Genomic DNA, 26,911 nt, shown 5'->3' on the forward strand with positions numbered 1-26,911 from the left:
GTGGGCGGGAGGCTCGGTCGCCTCCTCTGTGGCGGGCGGCGGGCCGCGTGAACGGCCCGTCTTGCGTGGGTGACGCGGTTCAGCTGTCGAATGCGACGACGAGGCGGCGCCATGCGCCATCCTGCGCATCCTGCTCGACGTGCGCGCCGCGTACGGCGACCGGGCCTTGCAGCGACGCGGGCAACAGGATCTCGACGCGGTCGGCCGGGCGTGCCGGACGGCCGTCCCAGCGCACCGATACGCCGAGCGTACCCGACGCTTCGCGGCCGGTCTCGATGCGCCACAGCCCGTATTCGCCGTCGCGCCATGCTTCCGTCTCACCGTCGTCCTCGACACATTCGCCGTAGGCGACGCCGTCCTCGATGCGCGGCGCGACGAGGAAGCCGCGCGTGTCGGCACGCGCGCCGAAATGCTGTTCCGCGACGTTCAGCGGCAGCACGCGGCCCTCGCGCAGCAGCATCACCGGCGAGTCGAGCGGCGCGGGCAGCGTCACGCTCGCGCCGCCGTCGAACGCTTGCGCGCTCGTGCAGCACATCCAGCGCGCGCCCGACGGCAGGTAGACGGTGCGCGCCGTCAGGCCGGGATCGACGACCGGCGCGACGAGCAGCGCGTCGCCGAGCATCATGTCGTCACATTCGTCGTAGCAGCGCGCATCGCCGGGGAAATCGGCGAAGGTCGGCCGCAGCACGGGCTCGTAGCGCGTCGTCGACAGCCACAGCAGGTGATAGAGGTAGGGCAGCAGCCGGTAGCGCTGCTTGATCAGCGACGCGATCTGCGCGGTGATCTCCGGATACATCCACGGTTCGTTGACGGTGCCGTCGTCGTTCCACGAGTGGATGCTGAAGCGCGGCATGAAGATGCCGAACTGCACCCAGCGCAGCAGCAGTTCCGGCGACGGCGCGGGCCCGGAGAAGCCGCCGATGTCGTGACCGATGTTCGACACGCCCGACAGTGCGAGCCCGAGGCCCATCTTCAGGTTGTAGCGCAGGGTTTCCCACGACGTATAGTTGTCGCCGGACCAGGTCTGCACGTAGCGCTGCATGCCGGCGCCGCCGGAGCGCGAGACGAGGAACGGCCGCTGCGCCGGCGCATGCGCGCGCTGCGCGTCGCGCGACGCGCGCATCATCAGCATCGTCTGCAGCACCTTCGCCTCGCGCGCGGGAAACGGCTGGCCGAAGCCGTGCGCGATCGCGTCGGGCGACCAGATCTCGTACTCGTTGTTGTCGTTCCAGGTCGACTCGATCCCGTATTCGAGCAGCGCCGACGTGACCTGCTCGCGCCACCAGCGGTACGCGTCGGGCTGCGTGAAGTCGAGATACGCGCCGACCTCGTCCCAGAACTGCACCCATGCCGGCTCGCCGGATGCCGAGCGGATCAGCAGCCCGCGCGTGGCGGCGTCTTCGAATGCGGGATGGTCGCGCAGCAGGCACGGCTTGATGTTCGCGCACAGGCGGATGCCGTGGTCGCGGTAATGCTTCACGAAGCCCTTCGCATCCGGAAACTTGTCGCGGTTCCAGTTGAACACGTAGCGCTTCGCACCGATCGACGTATAGCCCGACGACAGGTGGAACGAATCGCACAGGATGTCGTGCGTGTCGCATTGCTCGACGAACTGGTTCATCTGCTGCTGCGCGTCCGGCGCATCGGTGTAGCTCATCGTCGAGCCCGAATAGCCGAGCCCCCATTTCGGCGTGCGCGCGGGGCGCCCGGTGAGCCACGTGAAGCGCCGCGCGGCCGCGAGCGGCGTGTCGGGCGACGCGATGAAGTAGTAGTCGAGATCGCCATGCTCGGCGACGAAATAGCGGTACGGGCCGTGATAGTTGTCGAGCTCGCGGCCCATGTCGAACGCGCAGTCCGACAGCGTGTCGTAGAACAGCCCGAACCCCTGGCAGGCAGCGGGCGACCACGTGATGTAGAACGGAATGTGCTTGTACAGCGGGTCGGTGTGCTTCGCGCTGTAGCCCATCGCGTCGATGTTGCGCATCTCGAAGCGCGCGCCGGTGCGGTCGAGCTCGCCCGCGCGTTCGCCGAGGCCGAACACCTTGTCGCCGCGCTCGCGGGCGACGTAGTGATACGCGCGATCGTCCCACCAGCCGAAGTTGTACGCCTGCGTCGCACGGTCGGCGAGTGCGACGCGCCACGTGCCGTCCGCGCCGCGCATCGACCACGTGCAATGGCCGCCTTGCCGGCGGACCGCGACGCGAATCTGCGCGGTCTCGATGCACACGGCATCGTCGTCTTCGTCGAGCGTATAGGCGGGTAGCGCGAAGCCGTCGAGATCGAGGCGGTCGCGCCCGTCGAGCGGCACGTCGTCGAGGCCCGGCGCGATCGACCACGTGCGCGGGTTGCGTGCCGTCGCATCGGGCAGCACACGCACCCGCACGATGTCGTCCTCGAGCACGAAGATCTCGACGGTTGCGCCCGCCTCGGACGCGAGCAGCACACGGTTCGCGTGCTGGCCGGCGACGCGGAACACGGGCGGATGAAGAAGCGAAGTCATGAATGCGATTCCTGGTAAGGGCGAAGGTCAGGCGTGCCGGGCGAGCAGGCGTTCCTGCTTCGACTGCCCGCGGATCAGCACCGCGAGCAGCGTGACGCCGATGATGTCGAACAGGCCGAGGCACGCGAACAGCGGCGCATAGCCGATCTTGTCGGCGAGCGCGCCGACCAGCAGCGAGAAACCGAGCCCGCCGATCCACGCGGCCATCCCGGCGAAGCCGCTCGCGGTGCCGACTTCCTCGGGATCGAACACGTCGGCCGACAGCGTGTTGACGAGCGCGGAGATCATCTGGTGCGCGAAGCCGCCGACGCAGAACAGCGCGATGGCCGTGTACGGCGACGCGACGAGCCCGATCATCGCGGGCCCGAGCATCAGCACCGCGCCGAGCGCGATGCCCGCGACACGCGACCATACGAGCGGCAGCTCGAACCGCTTCGCGAGATACGGCGACAGGTAGCCGCCCGCGATGCCGCCGAGGTCGGCCGCGAGAAACGGCATCCACGCGAAGATCGCGATCTGCTTGAGTTCCATGTGGCGCTCGGTCGCGAGATACAGCGGAATCCAGAAGCTGAAGGTCTGCCACGCGGGTTCGGCGAAGAAGCGCGGCAGCGCGATGGCCCAGAAGCGCCGCGCGGTGACGACGTCGCGAATACGACGCTTCGACACGGGCGGCATCGTCGCCTGGCCGTCGCGGATCAGCGCGCGCTCCTGCGGCGTGATGCGCGGATGGTCGGCCGGCGACCGGTACTGCGCGTACCAGAGCGCGGCCCACACGAAGCCGAGCGCGCCGGTGGCCATGAACGCGGCCTGCCAGCCGAACCGCATCGACAGGAACACGACGAGCGGCGGTGCGATCGCGGCGCCGAGCGACGTGCCCGCGTTGAAATAGCCGACCGCGACGGATTTCTCGCGATCGGGAAACCATTCGGCAACCGCCTTCATCCCCGACGGAATCGCGGCGGCTTCGAACAGGCCGAGAAAGCCGCGCAAGATGCCGAGCGACAGCCAGCCCGACGCGAAGCCGTGCGCGACGCCGACCACCGACCACAGCATCGCGAACAGCGCGAACCCGAGCCGCAGCCCGATCAGGTCGACGACGAAGCCGCACACGGGCTGCATGATCGTGTAACCGATCTGGAACGCGCCGACGATGTACGAATACTGCTGCGTCGAGATCGAAAAGACCTGCTTCAGCTCGGGGGCGAGCACCGCGAGGGAATTCCGTGCGAGGTAGTTGAGGATCGTGCCCAGACATACGAGCACGATGATCCACCAGCGCAACGCCTTGACTGTCTTCACTGCTGTCTCCTGTCGGGCAGGGCCGGCGTGTGGCGCCGGTCCGACCCATGACGACCATCCGTTCGGGATGGCCTGTTTTCGCTTTATTTGTACGATGTCCGATCTTGATGGGCGCTATTTTTCCCGGATTGCATCGGAATCGTGGCGTTCAAGCGAACATTTCGTCGTCGGTGGAGCCGCATGTTATCTGACGACTGATCATTTTCGAACATCCTATGTTCGAATTCGAATCCGGTCAACGTGAAAATGCATTCGAACGAACTTGCTCGGGGTTTTCCCGATGAGCGGAGCCCCGCGGCGTGCGTCGCGCCGCACGGCGATCACGCGCCGAAGGCCCGTGCGGCGGGGCTGTGCGAGCGTCGGGTGATCGAAAGGCGCGGGACGGAGCGTGACAACCCTGATGAAAATTTATTTCTTTTCGAGACGGGAGTTGTGTAAATTCATTTTCATCATCCTTGCAACAACCCTTCGCATGACGCCTCTCGTTCCGCACGACGCCAGTTACGACGAACCCGCGATCGCCGAGCGGATCGCGTCGGCGATGCCGTTGATGACGCCGATCCACCGCCGCATGGGCGAATTCGTGCTCGCGAATCCGTTCCGCGCGGCGACGATGCGCATCGACGAACTCGCGCAGGCCGTGAACGCGTCGATCGCGACCGCGAACCGCTTCGCGAAGGCGCTCGGTTTCGACGGCTATCCGGCGATGCGCGCGGCGCTCGTGCGTGGCTTCGAGGCGACGCTCGGGCCGGTCGAGCGGCTGCGTTCCGCGCAGGAGCAGGAGCCCGGCGTACGCGGTGCCGCGTGGATCGACGCGGTATTCGACCAGGCCGTCGCGAACATCGAGAACACGCGTGCGCAACTGGACGCAGCCGATGTCGAGGCCGCAGTCGAGGCGATCGTCGGCGCGCGGCGCGTGCTGATCCTCGGTGCGGGATCGAGCGCGTTTCTGACCGGGTTGATGGAGCACGGGCTGTCCGTCTGCCATGACAACGTGCAGTCGCTCGCGTTGCTCGGCGGCCCGTCGCACGCGGCGCGACGGCTGTATACGGCCGACTCGCGCGATCTCGTGATCGCGCTCGCGTTTCCGCGCTACGTGAAGGACACGATCGAACTCGCCCGTCGCGCGGCGGCGCGCGGTGCACGCGTACTGGGTATCTCCGACGGCCCGCAATCGCCGCTTGCGCCGATCGCATCGCTGAACCTGTACGTCAAGGCCGAGCGGCGCTTCGCGGCGACGTCGGAAGCGGCCGTGCTCGCGATGATCGAGGCGCTGATCGACGCGGTCGCGCTGCGCACGCACCGGTCCGCGAAATCCGCGGCCGAGATGACCGAATTCCTGCTGCCGTGGCTCGTCCAGCCGCAAGCGATGCTACCGGCCGCCAACCCTTCTACTCACCGTCCGAAAAAAACATGACTTCACCCGCGATCGTTGCGATTCACGGCGGCGCAGGCACGATCCTGCGCGAGGCGATGGATTCCGACACCGAACGTCAGTACCGTGCCGAACTGACCGCCATCCTGGCGGCCGCGCAGCAGGTGCTGGCCGATGGCGGCAGCGCGCTCGACGCCGTCACCGTCGCGGTGCGATTGCTCGAGGATTGTCCGCTGTTCAACGCCGGGCGCGGCGCCGTCTATACGGCCGAAGGCAAGCACGAACTCGACGCGGCGGTGATGGATGGCGCGACGCTCGGCGCCGGCGCGATCTGCTGCGCGACGCGCGTGCGCAATCCGGTGCTGGCCGCCCGGCGCGTGATGGAAGCCAGCGAGCACGTACTGTTCGCCGGTGAGGGCGCCGATGCGTTCGCGGCCGCGCAGGGGCTCGAACTCGCGGAACCGGGCTACTTCGACACCGAGGCGCGTCGCGCGCAGTGGGTCAAGGCGCGCGCAGCGGCGGGCGTCATGCTCGACCACGACGCGGCGACGTTCACGTTCGGTGCATCACCGTCGCGGCAGCAGCCGGCCGAACCGCTCGATCCGGACCGCAAGCACGGCACGGTCGGCGCGGTCGCATGCGACCAGCACGGCCACATCGCGGCGGCGACGTCGACGGGCGGCATCACGAACAAGCAGCCGGGGCGTGTCGGCGATTCGCCGATCATCGGCGCGGGCTGCTACGCGGATGACGCAACGTGCGCGGTGTCGTCGACGGGCACCGGCGAGATGTTCATCCGGCTCGCGACCGCGCATGACGTCGCCGCGCAGATCGCGTATCGCGGCGCATCGCTCGCCGACGCCGCGCACGACGTCGTGATGAACAAGCTGCCGCGACTCGCGGGCCGCGGCGGGATCATCGCGGTCGATGCGCAGGGCAACGTCGCGATGCCGTTCAACACCGAAGGGATGTACCGCGGCTATGCGCGCGTCGGTGAAGCGCCGGTGGTCGGCATCTATCGCGACGACGACACGGCCTGATTCCGGACCGCACGAGGAGGAGACCCACGATGACTTCGAGCCGTAACCCGTCCGGCCTGGTGCTGCCCGAGCAGCGCGTGGTGGCCGTCGACGACCTGTCGGTCACGTTCCGCCGCGAAGGCGCGACGTTCGACGCGGTGCGCAACGTGTCGTTTCACGTCGACCGCGGCGAGACGCTCGCGATCGTCGGCGAATCGGGCTCGGGCAAGTCGGTCACGTCGCTCGCGCTGATGCGGCTCGTCGAGCACGGCGGCGGCGCGATCACGAACGGCCGGATCGCGTTCCGCCGGCGCGGCGGCGCGATTGTCGATCTTGCGCAGGCCAGCGGCGCGACGATGCGCGGCATTCGCGGCGCGGATATCGCGATGATCTTCCAGGAGCCGATGACGTCGCTGAACCCGGTGTTCACCGTCGGCGACCAGATCAGCGAGGCGATCGCGCTGCATCAGTCGAAAAGCCTGTCGGAAGCGCGCGCGGAAACCCTGCGGCTGCTCGAACTCGTGCGCATCCCGGAGGCGCGCCGCGTGTTCGCGCGCTATCCGCACCAGTTGTCGGGCGGGATGCGGCAGCGGGTGATGATCGCGATGGCGCTGTCGTGCCGGCCGTCGCTGCTGATCGCGGACGAGCCGACGACCGCGCTCGACGTGACGATCCAGGCGCAGATCCTGCAGCTGGTGCGCGGGCTGCAGGACGAAATGAACATGGGCGTGATCTTCATCACGCACGACATGGGCGTGGTGGCCGAAGTGGCCGACCGCGTGCTCGTGATGTATCGCGGCGAGAAGGTCGAGGAGGGCGAATCGGATCGCATCTTCGCGGCGCCTGAGCATCGCTACACGCGCGCGTTGCTCGCGGCCGTGCCGAAACTCGGCTCGATGCAGGGCACCGATGCGCCCGAGAAATTCCCGCTACTGAAGGTTGACGGCGCAAACGCGGCAGCACCGGCGGCGTCGCCCGCACCCGCGGCGAACGACGCCGCGCAGCGGCCCGTCGATCCGTCCGCGTCGCCGATCCTGCGCGTGCGCGATCTCGTGACGCGCTTCCCGGTGAAGAGCGGCGTGTTCGGCCGCGTGTCGCAATACGTGCATGCGGTGGAACGGGTGAGCTTCGAACTGCGCGCGGGCGAGACGCTCGCGCTGGTCGGCGAATCGGGCTGCGGCAAGTCGACCACCGGCCGCTCGCTGCTGCGCCTCGTCGAATCGCAGAGCGGCTCGATCGAGTTCGACGGCCGCGACATCAGTGCGCTGAAGGGCCCGGACCTGCAGGCGCTGCGCCGGAACATCCAGTTCATCTTCCAGGATCCGTTCGCGTCGCTGAACCCGCGTCTGACCGTCGGCTTCTCGATCATGGAGCCGCTGCTCGTGCACGGCGTCGCGAGCGGCCGCGAAGCGCAGGCGCGCGTCGACTGGCTGCTCGACAAGGTCGGCCTGCCGCCCGAGGCCGCGCGCCGCTATCCGCATGAATTCTCGGGCGGCCAGCGCCAGCGGATCGCGATCGCGCGCGCGCTCGCGCTGAACCCGAAGGTCGTGATTGCCGACGAATCGGTGTCGGCGCTCGACGTGTCGGTGCAGGCGCAGATCGTCAACCTGATGCTCGACCTGCAGCGCGAGCTCGGCGTCGCGTACCTGTTCATCTCGCACGACATGGCGGTGGTCGAGCGCATCAGCCATCGCGTCGCGGTGATGTATCTCGGCCAGATCGTCGAGATCGGCCCGCGCCGCGCGGTGTTCGAGGCGCCGCAGCACCCGTACACGAAGAAGCTGATGAGCGCGGTACCGGTGGCCGATCCGGCACGCAGGCATGCGCCGCGCCAGCTGGCGGCGGACGAAATCCCGAGCCCGATCCGCGCGGTCGGCGACGAGCCCGCCGTCGCGCCGCTCGTCGCGGTCGGCCCCGATCATTACGTCGCGACGCATCGCGTCGGCGGCGCGTACTGAAGCAATGCATCGCCATGGCGATGCGCGAGCGTGCAGGAAGTCGAAACCGAAACGCCCGTGAGGCGTCACCGATTCACCGATAGGAGCCCAGCAAAATGACCAAGCAGCATCCGTTCCCGATGTTTCGTCCGCGCGCGTGTTTCGTCGCGCTTGCCGGCGCGTTCGCGCTGTCGGCCGCGGTGCCCGCGTTCGCGCAGCAGACCGCGGTGATGGCGGTGGATTCGACGTTCACGACGATGGACCCGTACGACGCGAACGACACGGTGTCGCAGGCCGTCGTCAAGTCGTTCTACCAGGGGCTGTTCGGCTTCGACAAGGACATGAAGCTCGTCAACGTGCTGGCGACCAGCTACGACGCGAGCCCCGATGCGAAGACGTACACGATCAAGCTGCGCCAGGGCGTGAAGTTCCATGACGGCACCGATTTCAACGCAGCGGCCGTGAAGGCGAACTTCGACCGCGTGACCGATCCCGCGAACCACCTGAAGCGCTACAACATGTTCCGCGTGATCGAGAAGACCGAAGTGGTCGATCCGTACACGGTGAAGATCACGCTGCGCGAGCCGTTCTCCGCGCTGATCAACACGCTCGCGCACCCGTCGGCCGTGATGATCTCGCCGGCCGCGCTGAAGAAGTGGGGCCGCGACATCGCGCTGCATCCGGTCGGCACCGGCCCGTTCGAGTTCGTCGAATGGAAGCAGACCGACGACCTGAAGGTGAAGAAGTTCGCCGGCTACTGGAAGAAGGGCTATCCGAAGATCGACGCGATCGACTGGAAGCCGGTGGTCGACAACAACACGCGTGCAGCGCTGATCAAGACCGGCGAAGCCGATTTCGCGTTCCGCATCCCGTTCGAGCAGGCGGTCGACCTGAAGGGCAACCCGAAGGTCGACATCGTGGAGCGGCCGTCGATCGTGCAGCGCTACGTGTCGCTGAACATGCTGCAGAAGCCGTTCGACAACCCGAAGGTGCGACAGGCGCTGAACTACGCGGTGAACAAGGAAGCGCTCGCGAAGGTCGCGTTCTCCGGCTTCGCGACGCCGTCCACCGGCGTGGTGCCGCAGGGTGTCGAATACGCGACGAAGCTGGGCCCGTGGCCGTACGACCCGGCGAAGGCGCGCGCGCTGCTGAAGGAGGCCGGCTATCCGAACGGCTTCGAGACGACGCTGTGGTCCGCGTATAACAACTCGACGTCGCAGAAGGCGATCCAGTTCGTGCAGCAGCAGCTCGCGCAGGTCGGCGTGAAGGTGCAGGTGCAGGCGCTGGAGGCCGGCGAGCGCGTCGCGAAGGTCGAGAGCGCGCCGGATCCGGCGAAGGCGCCGGTGCGGATGTACTACATCGGCTGGTCGTCGTCGACCGGCGAAGCGAACTGGGCGATCACGCCGCTGCTCGCCGGTGCGTCGGCGCCGCCGAAGCTCGTCAACACCGCGTACTACAAGAACGACACGGTCGACGGCGATCTGACGAAGGCGCTCGAGACGGTCGATCGCGCGAAGAAGACCGACCTCTACGCCGATGCGCAGAAGCAGATCTGGACCGATGCACCGTGGATCTTCCTCGTGCAGGAGAAGATCGTGTATGCGCGCAGCAAGCGGCTGCAGGGTGCATACGTGATGCCGGACGGTTCGTTCAACTTCGACGAAATCTCGCTGAAATGACAGTGGTGATGACGGCGGTTCGTCCGCCATGCGGTGCCGGCGGCGCAAGCCGCCGGCACGCTGATTCGATCGGTGCCCCATGCTGAATTTTCTCGTCAAACGCCTGTTCGGCCTGCTGCCCACGCTCGCGATCGTCGCGGTGCTGGTGTTCCTGTTCGTCCACCTGCTGCCGGGCGACCCGGCGCGGCTCGCGGCCGGCCCCGAAGCCGACGATGCGACGATCGCGCTCGTGCGTTCCGATCTCGGGCTCGACCGGCCGCTGCCCGCGCAGTTCGTGAACTTCTTCACGAAGATCGCGCACGGCGATTTCGGCATGTCGACGCGCAGCAAGCGGCTGGTCTCGACCGAGATCGGCGAACGCTTCATGCCGACGCTGATGCTGACGCTCGTCAGCATGGTGTGGGCGACGGCCTTCGGGATGGCGATCGGCATCGCGTCGGCGGTGTGGCGCAACCGTTGGCCCGACCGCCTCGGCATGACGCTCGCGGTGTCGGGCATCTCGTTTCCCGCGTTCGCGCTCGGCATGCTGCTGATGGAAGTCTTCTCGGTGAAGCTCGGCTGGCTGCCGGTCGTGCCGGACGGTTCGTGGAAGAGCTACGTGCTGCCGTCGCTGACGCTCGGCGCCGCGGTCGCGGCCGTGATGGCGCGCTTCACCCGCGCGTCGTTCGTCGAGGTGCTGAACGAGGATTTCGTGCGCACCGCGCGTGCGAAAGGCGTGCACGAGCCGATGGTGGTGCTCAAGCACTGCCTGCGCAACGCGATGATCCCGGTCGTCACGATGATGGGGCTGCAGTTCGGCTTCCTGCTCGGCGGCTCGATCGTCGTCGAGGTCGTGTTCAACTGGCCGGGGCTCGGCCGCCTGCTCGTCGACGCGGTGACGATGCGCGACTACCCGGTGATCCAGGCGATCGTGTTGCTGTTTTCGCTCGAGTTCATCCTGATCAACCTGACCGTCGACGTGCTGTATGCGGTCATCAACCCGACCATCCGGTTCAAGTGAGGCGCGCATGAACGCGACAGTCCAGCCCGCGGCACCGGCCGCATCGACCGCGATCCGCACGCCGTGGCGCGAATTCTGGCGCAAGTTCCGCAAGCAGACCGTCGCGCTCGTCGCGGGCGGCTTCGTGCTGGCGCTCGTCGTGCTGGCGTTCGTCGGCCCGCACATCGTGCCGTTCGATCCGGAGAACTATTTCGACTACGACGCGCTGAACGCGGGGCCGTCGGCCGTGCACTGGTTCGGCGTCGATTCGCTCGGCCGCGACATCTTCAGCCGGATCATCACGGGTACGCGCATCTCGCTCGCGGCCGGCTTCTTCTCGGTCGCGCTCGGCGCGGTGGTCGGCACGTTCTTCGGGCTGCTCGCCGGCTACTACGAAGGCTGGTGGGATCGCATCACGATGCGTATCGCCGACGTGCTGTTCGCGTTCCCGGGCATCCTGCTCGCGATCGGCGTGGTCGCGATCCTCGGCAACGGGATGGTCAACGTGATCTGCGCGGTCGCGATCTTCAGCATCCCGGCGTTCGCGCGGCTCGTGCGCGGCAACACGCTGATGCTCAAGCACATGACATACGTGGAAGCCGCGCGCAGCATCGGCGCGTCGGACTGGACGATCATCATGCGGCACATCCTGCCGGGCACCGTGTCGTCGGTCGTCGTCTACTTCACGATGCGGATCGGCACGTCGATCATCACGGCCGCCAGCCTGTCGTTCCTCGGGCTCGGCGCGCAGCCGCCGACGCCGGAGTGGGGCGCAATGCTCAACGAGGCGCGCGCGGACATGGTGACGGCGCCGCACATCGCGATCTTCCCGAGCCTGGCGATCTTCCTGACCGTGCTCGCGTTCAACCTGCTCGGCGACGGGCTGCGCGACGCGCTCGATCCGAAGCTGGAGCGCCGCTGATGCGCCATGCACCGATGTGGACGGCGACGCTGCCGGCCGGGCCGCGCGGCACGATCGCCGACGTGCCGGGCGTGACGGTCGGCCATTGCACGCTCGATGCCGGCAGCGTGCAGACGGGCGTGACCGTCGTGAAGCCGCATCCGGGCGACGTGTACCGCAGCAAGGTACCGGCGGGGGCGGCGGTGATCAACGGCTTCGGCAAGAGTGTCGGGCTCGTGCAGGTCGACGAACTCGGCACGCTCGAGACGCCGATCGCGCTGACCAATACGTTCGGCGTCGGCGCGGTCGCGCAGGCGCAGATTCGCGCGGCGATCGCGGCGAATCCGCAGATCGGCCGCGACTGGTCGACCGTCAACCCGCTCGTGTTCGAGTGCAACGACGGCTATCTGAACGACATCCAGGCGTTCGCGGTCACGGCCGCGCATTACGACGACGCGTGCCGCGCGGCATCGCGTGACGTCGCACGCGGCGCGGTGGGTGCCGGGCGCGGGATGGCGAGCTTCGACCTGAAGGGCGGGATTGGTTCGGCATCGCGCGTCGCTGTCGCGGCCGGTCGGCCCTATACGGTCGGCGCGCTCGTGCTCGCGAATTTCGGCCGGCTGCCGATGCTGACGCTCGGCGGCGTGCCGCTCGGGCGCATCGTCGCGCAACGGCGTGCGGCCGGGGCCGCACATGCGGCGGCGCCCGAGCAAGGATCGATCATCCTGTTGCTGGCTACCGACGCGCCGCTCGATGCGCGGCAACTGTCACGGCTCGCGCGCCGCGCCGGGGCGGGGCTGGCCCGCACGGGCTCGGTCTACGGGCACGGCAGCGGCGACATCGCGCTCGCATTCTCCACCGCCTACACGATCGCGCACGACGCATCGACTCTCGCGCTGCCGGCCCTCGTCGCCGATGCGGCGCTCGATCCGCTGTTCATGGCCGCGGCCGAAAGCGTCGAGCATGCGATCGCCGACGCGCTGTTGCAGGCCGTGACGGTGGCCGGGCGCGACGGCCACGTGCGGCAATCGCTGCGCGATGCGGTGCCCGATCTCGATCGCCTGTTCAACGAAGGCCACGAAGGACGTCTTACCCAGTCATGAAGATCCTGATTTCGACCGACATCGAAGGTGTCGCCGGCGTATTCGCCACCGAGCAGACGCGCGCCGGCAATCCGGAATACGAGCGTGCGCGCCGCTGGATGACCGCCGAGGCGAACGCGGCGATCGAAGGCGCGTTCATGGGCGGCGCGCAGGCGGTGTGGGTCAACGATTCGCACGGCGGTTTCCGCAACCTGCTGCCCGACGGGCTCGATGCGCGTGCGCGGGTCGTGCTCGGCAAGCCGCGCACGCTCGGATTGATGACGGGCCTCGAACAGCGGCCCGATCTCGTGTTCATGATCGGCTATCACGCGAAATCGCAAACGCGCGGCGTACTCGCGCACACGATCAACAGCTTTGCGTTCACGCAGGTATGGCTGAACGGCGTCGAACTCGGCGAAGCCGGGCTGTACGGCGCGCTGGCACGCGAATACGGCGCGCACGTCGCGCTGGCCACGGGCGATGACGTGTTCGCGGAGGAAACGCAGCCGCTGTTTCCGGATGCGCATTTCGAGACGGTCAAGACGGCCGGCGGCGCATCGAGCGGCGATACGCTCACGCCCGCCGCGTCATGTGCGCGGATCGCAGCGGCTGCGCGCGAAGCGGTTGCGCACGCTCTGTCGGCCGGCGTGCGCGCCGGCGCCCATCGGCCCGCGCCGGCCGCGTGCACGCTGCGCGTGCAGACGGCGGCGCTGGCCGACCTGTTCTGCGTGCTGCCGTCTCTGGAGCGCGTCGATGCGGTGACACTGCGCTTCGACGGGCCCTCGGTCGAGCATGTGGTGCGCACGCTGAACAGCTTGTCGGCGATGTCGTTCATGCTGCGGTGATGCGCGTGACCGCCATGCCGCTTGCACGTCGCGCGTCGTCAGGGGTTGCCGACCGGGTTCGCCGTCACGGCGAGCAGGAACGCTTCCATCGCCGCGACCAGCGCGAGCGGCGTCTCGTTCATCGGGTAGTGGCCCGCATTGCGCAGCACGTCGACGGTGGCGAGCGGATAACGCCGCAGGTAGGTGCGGGCCATCAGTGCCGCGTCGAACGCCGGATCGTGCTCGCCGATCAGCACTTTCACCGGATGGATGCCGGCGATCTCGTCGCCGAAATCCGTATCGGCCCACGCGCGGAAGTACGCGCCGAACGCAGGCGACGAAGAACGGGCTGCCGAATACGCCGCTTTCCACTCGACCCAGGCGGCGGGCAGCCGGCCGCCGGTGCTGCGATCGATGATGGTCCGGCGATCGGCGACGTGGTCGGCGGCGCGCTCGAATAGCGCACGCTTCTCCGCGTCGAACGGCAGGCCGCCGCAAGGCACGGGCGTGACCGGTACCAGCGCGCGCACGCGTTCGGGCGCCATGACGGCGACTTTCTCGGCCGCCATCGCACCCATCGAATGGCCGACGACGCTGAAGGTCGCGAAATCGAGCGCGTCGGCCAGCGCGAGCGCGTCGGCGGCGATCTCGTCGATCGTGTAGTGGCCCGCTGCGTCGCGCATGCGGCTGTAACCTCGGCAGTCCATGAATACATAGCTGAAGTGTTCACGCGACAGCCACGCTTCGACGGGTTCGAACGCGTGGGCGTCGCCGAACCAGCCGGGCAGTACAAGAACAGGGTGGGGGCCGTCCCCCACGCGATGAAACGTATTCGGCATGTCCGCTCCGATGCAGTGGTAATCCGGCCGATCAGGCCGACGGGTCTTGCGGCCGTCAGGTCGAGCAAGGGTGGAGCGGATCGTAGATCGCGCGAAGGAGACCCGCCTTCGATATCGGGTCATTGATGATGGAATTCGGGCCGTGAGAAATACGCTGCTAGATCCCTACGAAAACATTCCGCGAAGCGTGGTCGTGACCGCGAACGACTATGCGGCGGGCACGACGTTTCCGGAACACGCGCACGGGCGCGGGCAATTCGCGTTCGCGTCGCGCGGCACGATCAGCGTGTCGACGCCGCACGGGCGCTGGCTGGTGCCGCCGCAGCGCGCGTGCTGGGTGCCGGCCGGCGTGCGGCACGAAATGACGATGACCGGGCCGGTCACGATGCTCAACACGTTCGTGTCCGGCGACGCGGCGCAGGAGGCGGGGCTGCCCGAGCAGTGCGGTGTGTATGGCGTATCGGCGCTGCTGCGGCAACTGATCGACGATGCGATCGACCTGCCGGCCCTGTATGACGTCGACGGGCGCGCGGGCAAGCTGATGGCGCTGCTGGTCGCGGAAATCGCGACGATGCCGCGCCTGTCGCTGCATGCGCCGCTACCGGCCGACGCACGGCTGGCGAAGGTGTGCCGGCACCTGCTCGCATCGCCGTCGATCGCGGCCGATCTCGACCAGGTGGCCGCGGACGCGGGCTTGAGCCGCCGCACGTTCACGCGGCAGTTCCGTGCGCAGACGGGCGTGAGTTTTGCCGTATGGCGCCAGCAGGTGTGCATGCTCGCGGCGATCGCGCGCCTGAGCGACGGGCAGCCGGTGACGCGGGTCGCGCTCGATCTCGGATATGCGAGCGCAAGCGCGTTCACGTCGGCATTTCGCCGCATTCTGGGCGATACACCGAGCCGGTATCTGGAGATTCGGCGCTGACCGGAAGGAATCGGCGCACGCCGGCAACCGCGCAAAAAAATACGCGCCTGCCAACTTCGGTCAGACGCGTTTCAAGGCACTCGGTCAGAAAAAATGCGCGCACAGCCTGCCGGGCGGTGTCGCGCATTACATGCGTAATTGTTGCCTTTTGCGATTCAATCTCGTTGACTCGTTGCGGATAACGAAGAATACGCCGCATAACGCGCAAACGATATCCTGCCGGACTGACGACTTGTGTGCGGTCGCAGCATGCGTTTCAATCGCACATTCGATACCGGGGCTGAAGGCCCGTCACAAGGCCATCGACACTCGCGACATGTAATGCTGCATTGCAACATCTAATGATCGCGACGGAGGATAAAAACGCCGCGTGGCGCGATGCCTGTTGGTATCGCGCCACGCGGCGGTGCGGTAGCGAGCGAAGCCGGCGTGCGCCGGCCCGCGCGTCACACGTCGAAGAACACGGTTTCGTCCGGCCCCTGCATGCGGATGTCGAAACGGTAGACGACCGGGCGGCCCGGCTGCGCGTCGCGTTTTGCGACGAGCGTCGCGCGGCGTTCGGCCGGCACGGCGTTCAGCACGGGGTCGGTTGCATTCGCGGCCGCTTCGTCGTCGAAGTACACGCGTGTGAATGCATGGGTGAGGATCCCGCGCATCATCACGGTCACGTTGATGTGCGGCGCTTCGCCGGCGGCGATGCGGCCCGGCTTCACCGTCTCGACGACGAAGCGCTGCTGTGCATCGGTGCCGGTGCCGACCCGCGCGAAGCCCGTGAAGCCGGATTTCGCGATGTCGTCGCGCGACGCGGGGTAGCGGCCCGCGCTGTCCACCTGCGTGAATTCGAGCACCGCGTCGCCGACGACGTTGCCGTCACCGTCGAACACCTGGCCGACCAGCAGCACGTGCTCGCCTTCGGCGTGTGCCGCGGCGATCGTCGGCGTGAACAGGCTCTTCAGGTCGTAGTCGTATTGCTGCGGGCACAGGCCGTACGCGAAGTACGGGCCGACCGTCTGCGAAGGGGTTTGCTTCAGCGTCGTCATGGTTCAGCGCTCCATCGGGGTAGCGTCGCGGCCGCGCAGCACGATGTCGAATTCGTAGCCGAGCGCATAGCCTTCTTCGGTGATGTCCATCGAGAAGCGCGAGATCAGGCGATCGCGCGCGGCCTCGGGTGTGCCCTGGAAGATTGGGTCGTACGCGAGCAGCGGGTCGCCGGGGAAGTACATCTGCGTGACGAGACGCGAGCCGAAGTAATCGCCGAACAGCGAGAAGTGGATGTGATTGGGGCGCCACGCGTTCGGATGGTTGCCCCACGGGTATGCGCCGGGCTTGATCGTCAGGAAGCGGTAGCGGCCTTCGTCGTCGGTCAGGCAACGGCCGGCGCCGAGGAAGTTCGGGTCGAGCGGCGCGTCGTGCTGGTCGACCTTGTGCACGTAGCGGCCGGCTGCGTTCGCCTGCCACACCTCGACGAGCGTGTTGCGCACGGGCTTGCCGCCTTCGTCGAGCACGCGACCCGTGACGACCATGCGTTCGCCGAGCGGCTCGCCGTTCTTCACGGCGTTCTTCGTCAGGTCATGGTCGAGCGCACCGAGATCTTCGGCGCCGTAGACGGGCGCGTACTGGTCGCGGAGCTTCTCCTTCAGCGGGATCAGCGGGCGCGTCGGGCCGCGCTTCACGGACGAACGGTACTCGGGGTGGACATAGGCCGGATGCGACGGCCAGTCGCGCGGCGTGAGGATCGTGGGGGAATCCATCGGGCGTCTCCTGATAGGTATTTCGCGAAGTGGATGGCACGACTGTAGCCAATCCGGAAAGTTATGCAAAATGACCTTTTTTCGCGAATCGCATAACCGTTCGTTATGTTCGACGCATCCATGAAAATTCCGCCGGACAGGATGCCTGTCCGGCGGAAAAAAGCGATCGGGCTTCGCGTCGTCGGTGACGACCCCGTGCACGGCCCTCCAGCCAGCCCGTCGCCGCTTTTTTGTGTTGTCGTTCTTGTTGTTATCCGGTCTCCCTGAGCGCCTGTTATGACTGGCGGGCGGGATCGAACACGATCCCGTCGAATTCGAGTGACAGCGTGCCGCTGCGCAGCAGTGCGGCCGGCGTCGCATCCCGGTCGGCACCGAGCACGTCGCTCACGTAGCTCGCGCAGAACCCGCGCCGCGTCCGCAGGTTGAAGCGGTTGCCGAGCAGTGCGTCGATCCGTTGTTCGGCGGTTGCGTGCACCTGGCGCTGCGCATCGGCGGTCGGCGCCGCGACGCGACGGGCCAGCGCGATGCGTCCGCCGTCGGTCCGGGAGACGAAGCGCGACAGCGGCGTGAGCTTCGTCCACGCAAACGCGGATTCGGCGATCACGGGCTCGTCGCCCGACGTGTCGACGACGATGCCGAAGCGATTGGCCCACGCACCCGTCGAGCCCGTCGCGCCTGCCGCGTCGCACGGCGCATTCGCCGGCACGCGGATGAACACGAGATCCCCGACGTGCGCGCTGGCGGCCAGCGTGCGGACCGTGGCGAGCGGCATCGTGCGATCGGTGTCGCGGGCATCGCGCGGGGCGGTGTGATGCGATTCGTAGGCAGCGGTTTCGGTTCGGGTGGTCATGTCGGCTCCGTCGTTCAGTGACAGCACGGAGCGGATTATGCAGACAAGTATCCGAATGTGTTCTTCTGCGTGCGCAGGTAGCCTAATATCTGACCTTGAGCATCATTTTTCGATACCAAAATGACCGAAACCGCCCAACTCATCGACATGCTGAAGCGCCAGCTGAAGGCGCAGGGCATGACTTACCGCGACGTCGCGCGTGCGCTCGACGTTTCCGAGACCAGCGTGAAGCGGCTGTTCGCCAGCGGCCGCTTCACGCTGGAGCGCGTCGTGGAGATCGCTCAGCTGCTCGGCTATACGCTGGCCGAGCTCGTGCAGGAGGCGTCCGCGTCGGCGCCGAGGCTGCACGTGCTGACCGAGCAGCAGGAGGCGCTGCTCGTGTCCGACGACAAGCTGCTGCTCGTCGCCGTCTGCGCGATCAACTACTGGACCGTGCAGGACATCGTGTCGGCCTATCAGGTGACGAAGGCCGAGTGCGTGAAATACCTGCTGATGCTCGACCGGATGAACGTCGTCGCGCTGTTGCCGGGCGACCGGATTCGCGTGCGCGTCGCGCGCGATTTCGACTGGCTGCCCGGCGGGCCGATCCGCCGTTATTTCCATGCACACGCGCTCGGCGATTTCCTCGACAGCCGCTTCGACGGGGAAGGCGAGACGATGACGTTCTCGCAAGGGATGCTGACGGAGGCTGCCTCCGCCGAGCTCGAACTGGAATTGCGCCGGCTGCGCAGCAAGGCAGCCGCGCTGCACGCGGAATCGTCGTCCGCACCGCTCGCGCAGAAACACGGCACCAGCCTGCTGATCGCGAAGCGGATGTGGGAGCCGGCCGGTTTCCAGGCACTGCGGCGCAACGCGTGACGCGCGACGCGTGACGCATCGTCGAGCGCTTGGGGTTATCCGGAAAGTTATGCAAAATGGCATTTCATCGTCAATTGCATAACCACCCGTTATGAATAACCGTATCGCCGACGGCCGCGTCAAGTTCCGGCATCTGCAGTGCTTTCTCGCGGTCGCCCAGCTGGGCGGCGTGCAGAAGGCGGCCGAAAGCCTGTCGATCACGCAGCCGGCGGTTTCGAAGACGATCGCCGAGCTGGAGGCGATCCTCGGCGTGAAGCTGTTCGAGCGCGGCCGGCAGGGCGCGCAGCCGACCCGCGAGGCGCAACTGTTCATGCCGCACGCGAACGCGTGCGTGCTGGCGCTGCGGCAAGGTGTCGGGCTGCTTGCGCGCGAAGGCGGTGCCGCCGCGGCGACGCTGGAAATCGGCATGCTGCCGACCGTCGCGGCATCGCTCGCGCCCGCGCTGATGAAGGCGCTCGCCGAGCGCTGGCCGCGCGTCGTCGTGCGGATCGCGACGGCCGCGAACGCCGATCTGCTCGAGCGCCTGAAGTCCGGCGCGATCGAGTGCGCGATCGGGCGGCTGTCGGAGCCGGAGCGGATGATCGGGCTCGCGTTCGAGCAGTTGTACAACGAGCCGCTCGTCGCCGTCGTGCGCGCCGGACATCCGCTGCTCTCGAATGCGGCGCCGGCGGCCGAGCTTGCGCGCTATCCGGTCGTGCTGCCGCCATTCGGCACGCTGATCCGCCAGTCGGCGGAGCAACTGCTCGGCGCTTGCGGCGTGCCGCCGCTGGATTCGTTCATCGAGGTGTTGTCGGTATCGGTCGCACGTGCGCTGGCGCTCGAGAACGACGCGGTCTGGTTCGTGCCGCTCTATGCGGCCGAATATGACCTGTCGGCCGGGGCGCTGGCACGCCTGCCGCTGCCGTCGGCAGGCACCGACGAGCCGGTCGGGCTGGTGCTGCGCACCGATGCGCAGCCGTCGCCGGTCGCGCGGACGCTGATCGACGCCGTGCGCGACATCGCGCGGTCGCGGTTCGGCGAGACGCGTGAACGCGGGACGTCACGCGCGGCGCGCAAGCCGGCTCGTCGCGACGATTGAGCCGCCGGGCCGCCCCCCGTTCCCGGCTGCCGGACTGGCCATCCGGTCAGTAGCCGGCCTCGTGGTGCTTGGCATATCGTACCGATTTTGGTACGATTGGTGTCAAGACGATGACGAGACAGCAGATCCAGGTCACGCTCGGCGTGCGGTTCTTCCAGACGGCCCGTGGCAACGAGCCGGTGCGCGAATGGCTGAAGGCGCTCGGGCAAGCGGAGCGAAGGGCGATCGGCGAAGAGATCAAGACCGTTCAACTCGGCTGGCCGCTCGGCATGCCGCTGGTCCGGAAGATGGCGCAGGATCTGTGGGAAATCCGTGTGATGTTGCCGGGGCGAAGCGCCCGCGTGCTGTTTACGGTCGTCGGCGACACGATGGTCCTGCTGCACGGCTTCTTCAAGCAGTCGCGGGCCACGCCGTCGGATGATCTCGATGTCACCGTCGCGCGCCTGAAAGCGCTGATGCGCGCCATCTGAATTCCCCGGTTGCGCCGGAACGCACCGTCTACGACGGTCGGGCCGCCGGCAACGCCATGCACTGGAGTACCCATGACGACCACGAACAATCCGCATATCGGCAGCGATTTCGATACCTTCCTCGAGGAGGACGGCAATCTCGAAGCGGCCACCGCCACCGCGATCAAGCGCGTGATCGCCTGGCAGATCGGGCAGGAAATGAAGGCGCAGCACATCACGAAAACCGCGATGGCCGCGCGGATGAAAACCAGCCGCGCCGCGCTCAACCGTCTGCTCGACGAAACCGACACGAGCCTCACGCTGGCGACGCTCGCGAGCGCGGCCACCGCGCTCGGCAAACGGCTCAGCTTCGAGCTGGTGCCCGCCTGACGGGCGCGAAGAATCGACGGACGGCCGAGGCGGCGGCCCTACGCGTGGTGCGTGCGGCGGAGTGGCAGGCAATCCGGCCAGCGGTTCGGTGATGATCGGCCCGCGCGGCGTCGCAAGCAGGCGAGTGTCGGCCGGCGCGTAGCTGCCGGGTCACCGACGAGGCCCGGCCACCTGCAGATAGAGCAGTGCCCCGCCCGCGAGCAGCAGCGGGCACAGAATGTACCAGCCGGTCGTCAGGAACAGTCCGGCCACCGCGACCAGCGAAATCCACGCACAACGGTGCGCGATGCCGCCGCGCGGCAGCAGTTTCAGCGCGGCGGCCGCGCCGAGCCCGTACACCATCACGAAGCACCCGGAGGTGACGAGCACGAGCGGCTTCGGCCCGACGTCCGACAGCGTCGTCGCAGCCAGTGCGACCACTGCGAGCAGGGCGATCACGCCGAGGCTGCGGCGCGGCACGCCGCCGACCTGGCTGCCTTGCGCGAGCCATGCGGGCAATGCGCCGTCGCGTCCGAGCGCCGCGCCGAGCTTGGCCGCACCCGCGAAATACGCGTTCATCGTACCGAGCGTGAGCAACAGTGCGGCCGCGGCGGCCAGCACCTGCGCATGGCCGCCGATGCCGCCCGCGATCAATTCGGCGAGCGGCGCACCCGATCCACCCGCGGACGGTCCGAGCACCGTCACGCTCGCGGCAGCAACCGACAGATACAGGAACCCGACCACCACGACCGCGATTCCCGCCGAGCGCGGCATGTCGTGTGCGGGCCGGCGGAATTCGGCCGCGAGATGCGTGATCGCTTCCCAGCCGGCGAAACTCCACACGAGCAGCGCGGCAGCCTGGCCGACCGCGAGCCAGCCGTGCGGCGCGAACGGATGCAGGTTCGCGGTGCGCGCATGCGGCGCGGAGGCGAGCACCGCGGCGAGCAGCAGCGTGACGAGCAGTGCCGACAACACGAGCTGCATGCGGCCCGAAACGGTGACGCCGAAAGCATTCGCGGCCGACACGGTCGCGATCAGCGCCGCAGCGGTGACGATGACCGTCGTCTGCCCGCCGCCCGTGACGGCCGCGACGTAAGCGCCACCGAACATCGCGGCGGCTGGTGCGCCGGCTGGTACCGCGAAGTAGAAACACCATCCGACGATAGCCGCAGCTTTCGGCCCGAATGCGCGCCGCGCGTAGGTCGATACGCCGCCTGCATCGGGATAGCGCGCGCCGAGTGCGGCGAAGGTGGCCGCGAGCGGTCCGGACAGCACGACCAGCGCGGCCCATGCGAGCAGCGAGGCCGGGCCCGCGACCTCGGCGGCCAGTGCGGGCAGCGCGATCACGCCTGTGCCGAGCACGGCGCCGATATAGAGCGCGGCGCCCTGGAAAATGGTCAGCGAGCCCGCGTGATGAGCAGCGGGCGAATCGGCATGCGAGGGCATGGACAGCAGTCTCCGGAAGTCTTGTCGTGTTCGAGCGCGGGCGCCCGCGCGGAAAATCGTTCGATGCTACCCGAACGACGGCGGCCGCGCGGCCCGGCGATCAGTAGTCCGTGCGGTGTTGCGTGTCAGCCGATGTCAGCAGTGGCGTGCGAGCCGCAGGCGGGCATCCTCGCGCGCGGCGGGCGACAGCTCGGGTGCGTAGTGGAACGTTCCCGAAACCAGCGACGCGACGGGCACGCCGTCGCGGAACAGCACGCGATTGCCGGCCAGCGCCGGCACCTTGTCACCGGGCAGCAGCGTGCCGGCAAGATTCAGCGGATCGGCGCCCGTCACGCACACGTACTGTCCGTCGCCTGGTTGCCGCCGCATTTCGCGCAGGATCGGAATCGCTTCGGGCAGCGCGAACTGTTCGCCCGCGAGCCCGGCGACGAAGCGTCCGCCGCGAATCTCGCCGCGCGCTTCGAGGCGCTGCAGTACCCGCACGAGTTCGCGCCAGCTCGGCAGCCAGTCGGCTTCGCGTTCGAGCAGCCGCCAGAACACGACGCCGTAACGGCGCAACAGCGTCCATGCGATGTGTTCGAGCGCGTCGGGGTCGGTCGTGGCGAGGCCGCGTTTTGGTGCGGGCGCGTCGTCGTCCGGCGGCGCATGACGTTGCACGAGCGCCCAGCGGCCCGCGTCGTCCATCCCACCGATCAGCGCACCGCCGCGCCGGGTGCGTGGCGCATAGGTCGCGCTGCGCTTGACGGCGGGCTTCAACAGCGCACGCAGGCCCGCGTAGCTGTCCGCATTCACGAGGCCGGCCGACACGAGTTCGCCGAGCGCCTGTTCGAGTTCGACGGGCAGCATATGCAGGTCGTCGAGCAGCGCATCGAAGAACATCGCGCCGTGCGCGGCGAGGGCGTCGCGTACCTGCGTGGCCCGCGCGGACAGCGCCGGTTGCGCATCGGGATCGCGCAGCGCCTGCCAGGCCGAGAGGTGGCGGCGCGGCAGCAGCACGATCGGCGTCGTCTTCACGGGCGTGCCGGCTGCGCGCGCCGGCGCGCCGATGCGCGTCCACACGAGCTTGCCCGAGCGGCACAGCTCGTCGAGCCCGCCGGCCATGTAGTCGGTGAGCCGCGCGGGCAGCAGCGCGTCTTCCCATGCGCTCGCCGCGGCCTCGTAGCCTTCGAGCTGTTCGACCACGGCCGCGAGTGCATCGCGGCCCGTGCCGCGCGTGTCCGGCGTCAGGTGTTGCCAGTGGAACAGGAAGCGCATGAAATCGGCACGCTCGACCGGTTCGATCTCGCGGCGCAAGCGCTTCACCGTATAGCGATGAATGCGCGCAAGCAGATGGCGTTCGCACCATTCGTCCACCGTCGTGCCCGGTGTGAACCGGCCGCGCATCACATAGCCTTCGCGCTCCAGCGCCGCGAGTGCCGTCGCGATCGACGCAGGCGGCAGCCCGAGCGGTGTCGCGATCGCGTCGAGCGCAAGCGGCCCGAAGCCGGTGAGCCGCGCGCGGATCACGTCGACGAGTGCGGCGTCGGCTTCCCACGGCTGCGCGCAGGCGGCCGGCACCTTGAGCGCCGGCGCGACGCGCGCGTCGGGATGCAGTGCACGCAGGCACACGAGTCGTTCGACCGGCACCCACAGCGCGGCGCCGTCCGGCGCGACGAGTTTCGTCGCACGGCGGCGTTCGGCGAGTTCCGTGAGCCGGTCGAGCCAGCCTTCGCGTTCGCGTGCTTCGCGATCGGCGATGCACGCGAGCGTGAGCAGCGCGTCGTGCATTTCGTCGGCGTCGCGCACGAGTGGCCAGGCTTCGTCGCGCACTGCATCGATCGCGTTGGCGTCGAGCGCGCCGAGATCGTCGGCCGATTCGGGATCGCTCCAGCGGCGCGACTGCACGGCCTGCGTGCGGCGTTCCTCGAGCGGTGCATCGTCGAGGAACGCGTAGGGTTTCGCGTTCAGGATCTCGGCCGCGAGCGGCGACGGCGCGGGCAGGTCGCGCGCGACGAGCTCGATCGCGCCGCTTTCGATCCGGCGCAGCAGCGCAAGCCAGCCCTCGGCGTCCATCGCGTCGTGCAGGCAGTCGTCGAGCGTCTGGTCGACGAGCGGGTGATGCGGAATCTCGCGCTCGCCGACGACGTTCTCGAGGCACGCGACCTGATCAGGGAACACGGTCGCGAGCAGATCGTCGCTCTTCATCCGCTGCAGTTGCGGCGCGGTGCGCTTGCCGCCGGTGAAGCGCGGCAATGCAAGCGCGGTCGTCGCGTTCCAGCGCCAGCGCACGCCGAACATCGGCGCGTCGAGCAGGGCCTGCACCAGCACGTGCTCGGCGCTCGCCGAACGCAAGTAGCGCCACACTTCGTCGAGCGCGAAGCTGTGCGCGAGCGATAGCGACAGGATGATCGCGTCGTCGGTCGCGGCCGCCTGCAGTTCGAAGTTGAAACTGCGGCAGAAGCGCTTGCGCAGCGCGAGCCCCCACGCGCGGTTGATGCGGCTGCCGAACGGCGAATGGATCACGAGCTGCGTGCCGCCCGATTCGTCGAAGAAGCGCTCCATCACGAGCGTGTCCTGCGTCGGCAACGCGCCGAGCGCGGCGCGCGTGCGCGCGAGATAGTCGGCGATCTGGTGCGCGGCGTCGGGCGACAGGTGCAGATCGTCGACGAGCCAGCGCAATGCCGGCGCGAGGCGGCCGCTCGCCGGGGTGATGCTATTTCGCACACTGATCACGGCTTCGGCTTCGGCTTCGGCTTCGGCTTCGGCTTCGGCTTCGGCTTCGGCTTCGGCTTCGGCTTCGACGCGTGGCGTCGATTTTGCGCCGATCTTGGCCTTGGCTTGGGGCGCAGCCTTGACTGCAGTCGCGGTCTTCCCGCCGGTATCGACGTCAGCGCGTTCACCGGCATCGGCCTGTGCCTGCCGGTCGCCATCGGCGAACAGTCCGTCGAGCCGCGCGCGCAGCCGGCCGACGGCCACCGACAACTCGTCGCTGCGCCCGAGCCCCTCGCCGAGCCAGAACGGAATGCTCGGCGACTGGCCCTGCGCGTCCTCGACACGCACGCGGCCCGTTTCCACGCGAATGATCCGGTACGACTGGTTGCCCAGCTGGAACACGTCGCCGGCCAGGCTCTCGATCGCGAAATCCTCGTTGACCGTGCCGACCTGGATGCCCTGCGGTTCGAGGAGCACCGCGTAGTCGGCCATGTCGGGGATCGTGCCGCCCGACGTGGTGGCGGTCATCATCGCGTTGCGGCGCCCGCGCACGGTGCCGCCGACCACGTCGCGATGCAGGTACGCGCCGCGCACGCCGCGCCGGCTCGTGAAGCCTTCGGCGAGCATCTTCATCACTTCGTCGAAGCGCTCGCGCGTCAGCCGCGCATACGGCGCCGCGCGCGTGAAGCTCGCATACAGCGCGTCTTCCTGCCATTCCGTGCACGCCACTTCGGCGACGATCTGCTGCGCGAGCACGTCGAGCGGCGCTTCGGGAATGCGCAGGGTGTCGAGCTCGCCGCGTTGCACGCAATCGAGCAGCGCCGCGCATTCGACGAGTTCGTCGCGCGACAGCGGGAACAGCCGGCCCTTCGGCACGCCGCCGACATGGTGCCCCGAGCGGCCGACGCGCTGCAGGAACGGGGCGATCCCGCGCGGCGAGCCGACCTGGCAGACGAGATCGACGTCGCCGATATCGATACCGAGTTCGAGCGACGCGGTGGCGACGAGCAGCTTCAGTTCGCCGCGCTTCAGGCGCTGCTCGGCGTCGAAGCGGTGCTCCTTCGCGAGACTGCCGTGATGCGCGGCGATCGCTTCCTTGCCGAGCCGGTCGGCGAGATGGCGCGCCATGCGCTCGGCGGTGCGCCGCGTGTTGACGAACACCAGCGTCGTGCGATGCGCGGCCGCGAGGCCGGCGATGCGGTCGTACACCTGTTCCCACACGTCGGTTGCCATCACGGGTTCGAGCGGCACGTTCGGCAGTTCGAGCGCGAGGTCGCGCTCGCGTGTGTGGCCGGTGTCGACGATCGTGCAGTCGCGCGGCGCGTCAGCCGGGCCGCCGACCAGGAAGCGCGCGACCGCGTCGATCGGCTTTTGCGTCGCCGACAGCCCGATACGCGGCAGCGCATGGCCGGCCAGCGCGTCGAGACGTTCGAGCGACAGCGCGAGATGGCTGCCGCGCTTCGACGATGCGAGCGCATGGATTTCGTCGACGATGACCGAGCGCACGTTCGACAGCATCTGCCGCCCCGACGTCGACGACAGCAGCACGTACAGCGATTCGGGCGTCGTGACGAGGATGTGCGGCGCGCGCTTGCGCAGCGCGGCACGCTCGGCTTGGGTCGTGTCGCCGGTGCGCACGGCGGTGCGGATCGCCGGCACCGGCAGGCCGAGTTGCGCGAGCGATTCGGCGATGCCGGCAAGCGGCGCATCGAGGTTCACGTGGATGTCGTTCGACAGCGCCTTCAGCGGAGATACGTACACGACGAGCGTCGCGTCGGGCAGCGTGCCGTCGTGCGCCAGCGCATCGCGCACCAGATCGTCGAGCGCGCACAGGAAGGCGGTGAGCGTCTTGCCGGAGCCGGTCGGTGCCGCCACGAGCGTCGAGCGGCCGGCCTTGATGTGCGGCCACGCGAGCGCCTGGGCGCCGGTGGGCGCGGCGAACGTGCGCCGGAACCACGCGGCGACGGCCGGGTGGAACACGTCGAGCGCACTGGCGGCAGGGCGGGTAGCGGTGACGTCCATTGGAGCGTTGAAATGGGGTGCAAGCGCGCGGAGGGCGCGAT

Annotated in this window: 21 protein-coding genes; 13 read left to right on the top strand and 8 right to left on the bottom strand. The window is 68.2% G+C overall.

The features are described 5' to 3' along the window. Window positions 1-79 precede the first annotated feature (79 nt). Window positions 80-2,500, bottom strand: a complete 2,421-nt coding sequence (locus CFB50_RS24530) for a glycoside hydrolase family 31 protein (protein ID WP_069251357.1) — start codon at window positions 2,498-2,500, stop codon at window positions 80-82. 27 nt (window positions 2,501-2,527) lie between these two features. Next, entirely contained in the window at window positions 2,528-3,799 is a 1,272-nt protein-coding gene (locus CFB50_RS24535; protein WP_069251358.1) for an MFS transporter, read from the bottom strand. 472 nt (window positions 3,800-4,271) lie between these two features. Here CFB50_RS24535 and CFB50_RS24540 point away from each other — a divergent pair, with 472 nt between their 5' ends. From CFB50_RS24540 to CFB50_RS24575, 8 genes are all read left to right on the top strand, one after another. Next, complete coding sequence (locus tag CFB50_RS24540) at window positions 4,272-5,216, top strand: MurR/RpiR family transcriptional regulator (RefSeq protein ID WP_069251359.1); 945 nt, start codon at window positions 4,272-4,274, stop codon at window positions 5,214-5,216. Then, window positions 5,213-6,214 (top strand): isoaspartyl peptidase/L-asparaginase family protein, encoded by a 1,002-nt coding sequence (locus tag CFB50_RS24545; RefSeq protein ID WP_069251360.1) that lies wholly within the window; start codon window positions 5,213-5,215, stop codon window positions 6,212-6,214. Before CFB50_RS24540 ends, CFB50_RS24545 begins: the two co-directional genes overlap by 4 nt. Window positions 6,215-6,243: 29 nt before the next feature. After that, window positions 6,244-8,151: a dipeptide ABC transporter ATP-binding protein gene (locus CFB50_RS24550; protein ID WP_069251361.1), complete on the top strand. Its 1,908-nt coding sequence runs from the start codon at window positions 6,244-6,246 to the stop codon at window positions 8,149-8,151. Between the two features lie 95 nt (window positions 8,152-8,246). Beyond that, complete coding sequence (gsiB, locus tag CFB50_RS24555; RefSeq protein ID WP_089447484.1) at window positions 8,247-9,809, top strand: glutathione ABC transporter substrate-binding protein GsiB; 1,563 nt, start codon at window positions 8,247-8,249, stop codon at window positions 9,807-9,809. 79 nt (window positions 9,810-9,888) lie between these two features. After that, on the top strand, window positions 9,889-10,809 hold the full coding sequence (gene gsiC / locus CFB50_RS24560; protein WP_069251363.1) for a glutathione ABC transporter permease GsiC: 921 nt from the start codon (window positions 9,889-9,891) through the stop codon (window positions 10,807-10,809). A 7-nt stretch (window positions 10,810-10,816) separates the two neighbouring features. After that, window positions 10,817-11,710, top strand: coding sequence for a glutathione ABC transporter permease GsiD (gene gsiD, locus CFB50_RS24565; protein ID WP_069251364.1), 894 nt, complete (start codon window positions 10,817-10,819; stop codon window positions 11,708-11,710). After that, window positions 11,710-12,792, top strand: coding sequence for a DmpA family aminopeptidase (locus CFB50_RS24570; protein WP_069251365.1), 1,083 nt, complete (start codon window positions 11,710-11,712; stop codon window positions 12,790-12,792). Before gsiD ends, CFB50_RS24570 begins: the two co-directional genes overlap by 1 nt. Beyond that, the gene (locus tag CFB50_RS24575) at window positions 12,789-13,616 is read left to right on the top strand and encodes a M55 family metallopeptidase (protein WP_069251366.1); all 828 of its coding nucleotides are present in this window, start codon (window positions 12,789-12,791) and stop codon (window positions 13,614-13,616) included. The genes CFB50_RS24570 and CFB50_RS24575 overlap by 4 nt, the downstream gene beginning before the upstream one ends. 38 nt (window positions 13,617-13,654) lie before the next feature. Here CFB50_RS24575 and CFB50_RS24580 read toward each other — a convergent pair whose 3' ends face one another. Then, a complete protein-coding gene (locus tag CFB50_RS24580) occupies window positions 13,655-14,434 on the bottom strand; it encodes an alpha/beta fold hydrolase (protein ID WP_069251367.1) in 780 nt (259 codons plus the stop codon). 142 nt (window positions 14,435-14,576) lie between these two features. On the opposite strand from CFB50_RS24580, the gene CFB50_RS24585 reads away from it, so the two are divergent. Further along, entirely contained in the window at window positions 14,577-15,356 is a 780-nt protein-coding gene (locus CFB50_RS24585) for an AraC family transcriptional regulator (protein WP_046547608.1), read from the top strand. A gap of 446 nt (window positions 15,357-15,802) precedes the next feature. Here the strand turns inward: CFB50_RS24585 and pcaG are convergent, their stop codons facing one another. The 3 genes from pcaG to CFB50_RS24600 form a co-directional block, all read right to left on the bottom strand. Next, complete coding sequence (gene pcaG / locus CFB50_RS24590) at window positions 15,803-16,396, bottom strand: protocatechuate 3,4-dioxygenase subunit alpha (RefSeq protein ID WP_069251368.1); 594 nt, start codon at window positions 16,394-16,396, stop codon at window positions 15,803-15,805. 3 nt (window positions 16,397-16,399) lie between these two features. Beyond that, window positions 16,400-17,107 carry a protocatechuate 3,4-dioxygenase subunit beta gene (gene pcaH / locus CFB50_RS24595; RefSeq protein WP_006489685.1) on the bottom strand — a complete coding sequence of 236 codons (708 nt, stop codon included), beginning with the start codon at window positions 17,105-17,107 and terminating at the stop codon, window positions 16,400-16,402. 274 nt (window positions 17,108-17,381) lie between these two features. Then, a complete protein-coding gene (locus tag CFB50_RS24600) occupies window positions 17,382-17,957 on the bottom strand; it encodes a YiiX/YebB-like N1pC/P60 family cysteine hydrolase (protein ID WP_069252908.1) in 576 nt (191 codons plus the stop codon). A gap of 120 nt (window positions 17,958-18,077) precedes the next feature. On the opposite strand from CFB50_RS24600, the gene CFB50_RS24605 reads away from it, so the two are divergent. From CFB50_RS24605 to CFB50_RS24620, 4 genes are all read left to right on the top strand, one after another. Further along, entirely contained in the window at window positions 18,078-18,815 is a 738-nt protein-coding gene (locus tag CFB50_RS24605; RefSeq protein ID WP_069251369.1) for a helix-turn-helix domain-containing protein, read from the top strand. A gap of 91 nt (window positions 18,816-18,906) precedes the next feature. Next, the gene (gene pcaQ, locus CFB50_RS24610) at window positions 18,907-19,893 is read left to right on the top strand and encodes a pca operon transcription factor PcaQ (RefSeq protein ID WP_069251370.1); all 987 of its coding nucleotides are present in this window, start codon (window positions 18,907-18,909) and stop codon (window positions 19,891-19,893) included. Between the two features lie 110 nt (window positions 19,894-20,003). Continuing rightward, entirely contained in the window at window positions 20,004-20,363 is a 360-nt protein-coding gene (locus CFB50_RS24615) for a type II toxin-antitoxin system RelE/ParE family toxin (RefSeq protein WP_011355455.1), read from the top strand. Between the two features lie 72 nt (window positions 20,364-20,435). After that, a complete protein-coding gene (locus tag CFB50_RS24620; RefSeq protein WP_011658604.1) occupies window positions 20,436-20,732 on the top strand; it encodes an XRE family transcriptional regulator in 297 nt (98 codons plus the stop codon). A gap of 150 nt (window positions 20,733-20,882) precedes the next feature. Here the strand turns inward: CFB50_RS24620 and CFB50_RS24625 are convergent, their stop codons facing one another. Both CFB50_RS24625 and CFB50_RS24630 read right to left on the bottom strand, forming a co-directional pair. Beyond that, a complete protein-coding gene (locus tag CFB50_RS24625) occupies window positions 20,883-22,157 on the bottom strand; it encodes an APC family permease (protein ID WP_069251371.1) in 1,275 nt (424 codons plus the stop codon). Window positions 22,158-22,292: 135 nt separating this feature from the next. Next, window positions 22,293-26,870, bottom strand: a complete 4,578-nt coding sequence (locus CFB50_RS24630) for a DEAD/DEAH box helicase (RefSeq protein ID WP_089447485.1) — start codon at window positions 26,868-26,870, stop codon at window positions 22,293-22,295. Window positions 26,871-26,911 lie beyond the last annotated feature (41 nt).

The sequence above is a fragment of the Burkholderia sp. AU33423 genome (assembly GCF_002223135.1).
Classification (GTDB): Bacteria; Pseudomonadota; Gammaproteobacteria; order Burkholderiales; family Burkholderiaceae; genus Burkholderia; species Burkholderia lata_D.

Bases quoted from the DNA above. Each gene is read 5' to 3' on its own strand.
- pcaG (WP_069251368.1), bottom strand. From the start codon at position 16,396: ATGACGACGCTGAAGCAAACCCCTTCGCAGACGGTCGGCCCGTACTTC.
- CFB50_RS24615 (WP_011355455.1), top strand. From the start codon at position 20,004: ATGACGAGACAGCAGATCCAGGTCACGCTCGGCGTGCGGTTCTTCCAG.
- CFB50_RS24550 (WP_069251361.1), top strand. From the start codon at position 6,244: ATGACTTCGAGCCGTAACCCGTCCGGCCTGGTGCTGCCCGAGCAGCGC.
- pcaH (WP_006489685.1), bottom strand. From the start codon at position 17,107: ATGGATTCCCCCACGATCCTCACGCCGCGCGACTGGCCGTCGCATCCG.
- CFB50_RS24620 (WP_011658604.1), top strand. From the start codon at position 20,436: ATGACGACCACGAACAATCCGCATATCGGCAGCGATTTCGATACCTTC.
- gsiC (WP_069251363.1), top strand. From the start codon at position 9,889: ATGCTGAATTTTCTCGTCAAACGCCTGTTCGGCCTGCTGCCCACGCTC.
- CFB50_RS24540 (WP_069251359.1), top strand. From the start codon at position 4,272: ATGACGCCTCTCGTTCCGCACGACGCCAGTTACGACGAACCCGCGATC.
- CFB50_RS24625 (WP_069251371.1), bottom strand. From the start codon at position 22,157: ATGCCCTCGCATGCCGATTCGCCCGCTGCTCATCACGCGGGCTCGCTG.
- gsiB (WP_089447484.1), top strand. From the start codon at position 8,247: ATGACCAAGCAGCATCCGTTCCCGATGTTTCGTCCGCGCGCGTGTTTC.
- CFB50_RS24575 (WP_069251366.1), top strand. From the start codon at position 12,789: ATGAAGATCCTGATTTCGACCGACATCGAAGGTGTCGCCGGCGTATTC.
- CFB50_RS24580 (WP_069251367.1), bottom strand. From the start codon at position 14,434: ATGCCGAATACGTTTCATCGCGTGGGGGACGGCCCCCACCCTGTTCTT.
- CFB50_RS24630 (WP_089447485.1), bottom strand. From the start codon at position 26,870: ATGGACGTCACCGCTACCCGCCCTGCCGCCAGTGCGCTCGACGTGTTC.
- CFB50_RS24605 (WP_069251369.1), top strand. From the start codon at position 18,078: ATGACCGAAACCGCCCAACTCATCGACATGCTGAAGCGCCAGCTGAAG.
- gsiD (WP_069251364.1), top strand. From the start codon at position 10,817: ATGAACGCGACAGTCCAGCCCGCGGCACCGGCCGCATCGACCGCGATC.
- CFB50_RS24530 (WP_069251357.1), bottom strand. From the start codon at position 2,500: ATGACTTCGCTTCTTCATCCGCCCGTGTTCCGCGTCGCCGGCCAGCAC.
- CFB50_RS24570 (WP_069251365.1), top strand. From the start codon at position 11,710: ATGCGCCATGCACCGATGTGGACGGCGACGCTGCCGGCCGGGCCGCGC.
- pcaQ (WP_069251370.1), top strand. From the start codon at position 18,907: ATGAATAACCGTATCGCCGACGGCCGCGTCAAGTTCCGGCATCTGCAG.
- CFB50_RS24545 (WP_069251360.1), top strand. From the start codon at position 5,213: ATGACTTCACCCGCGATCGTTGCGATTCACGGCGGCGCAGGCACGATC.
- CFB50_RS24600 (WP_069252908.1), bottom strand. From the start codon at position 17,957: ATGACCACCCGAACCGAAACCGCTGCCTACGAATCGCATCACACCGCC.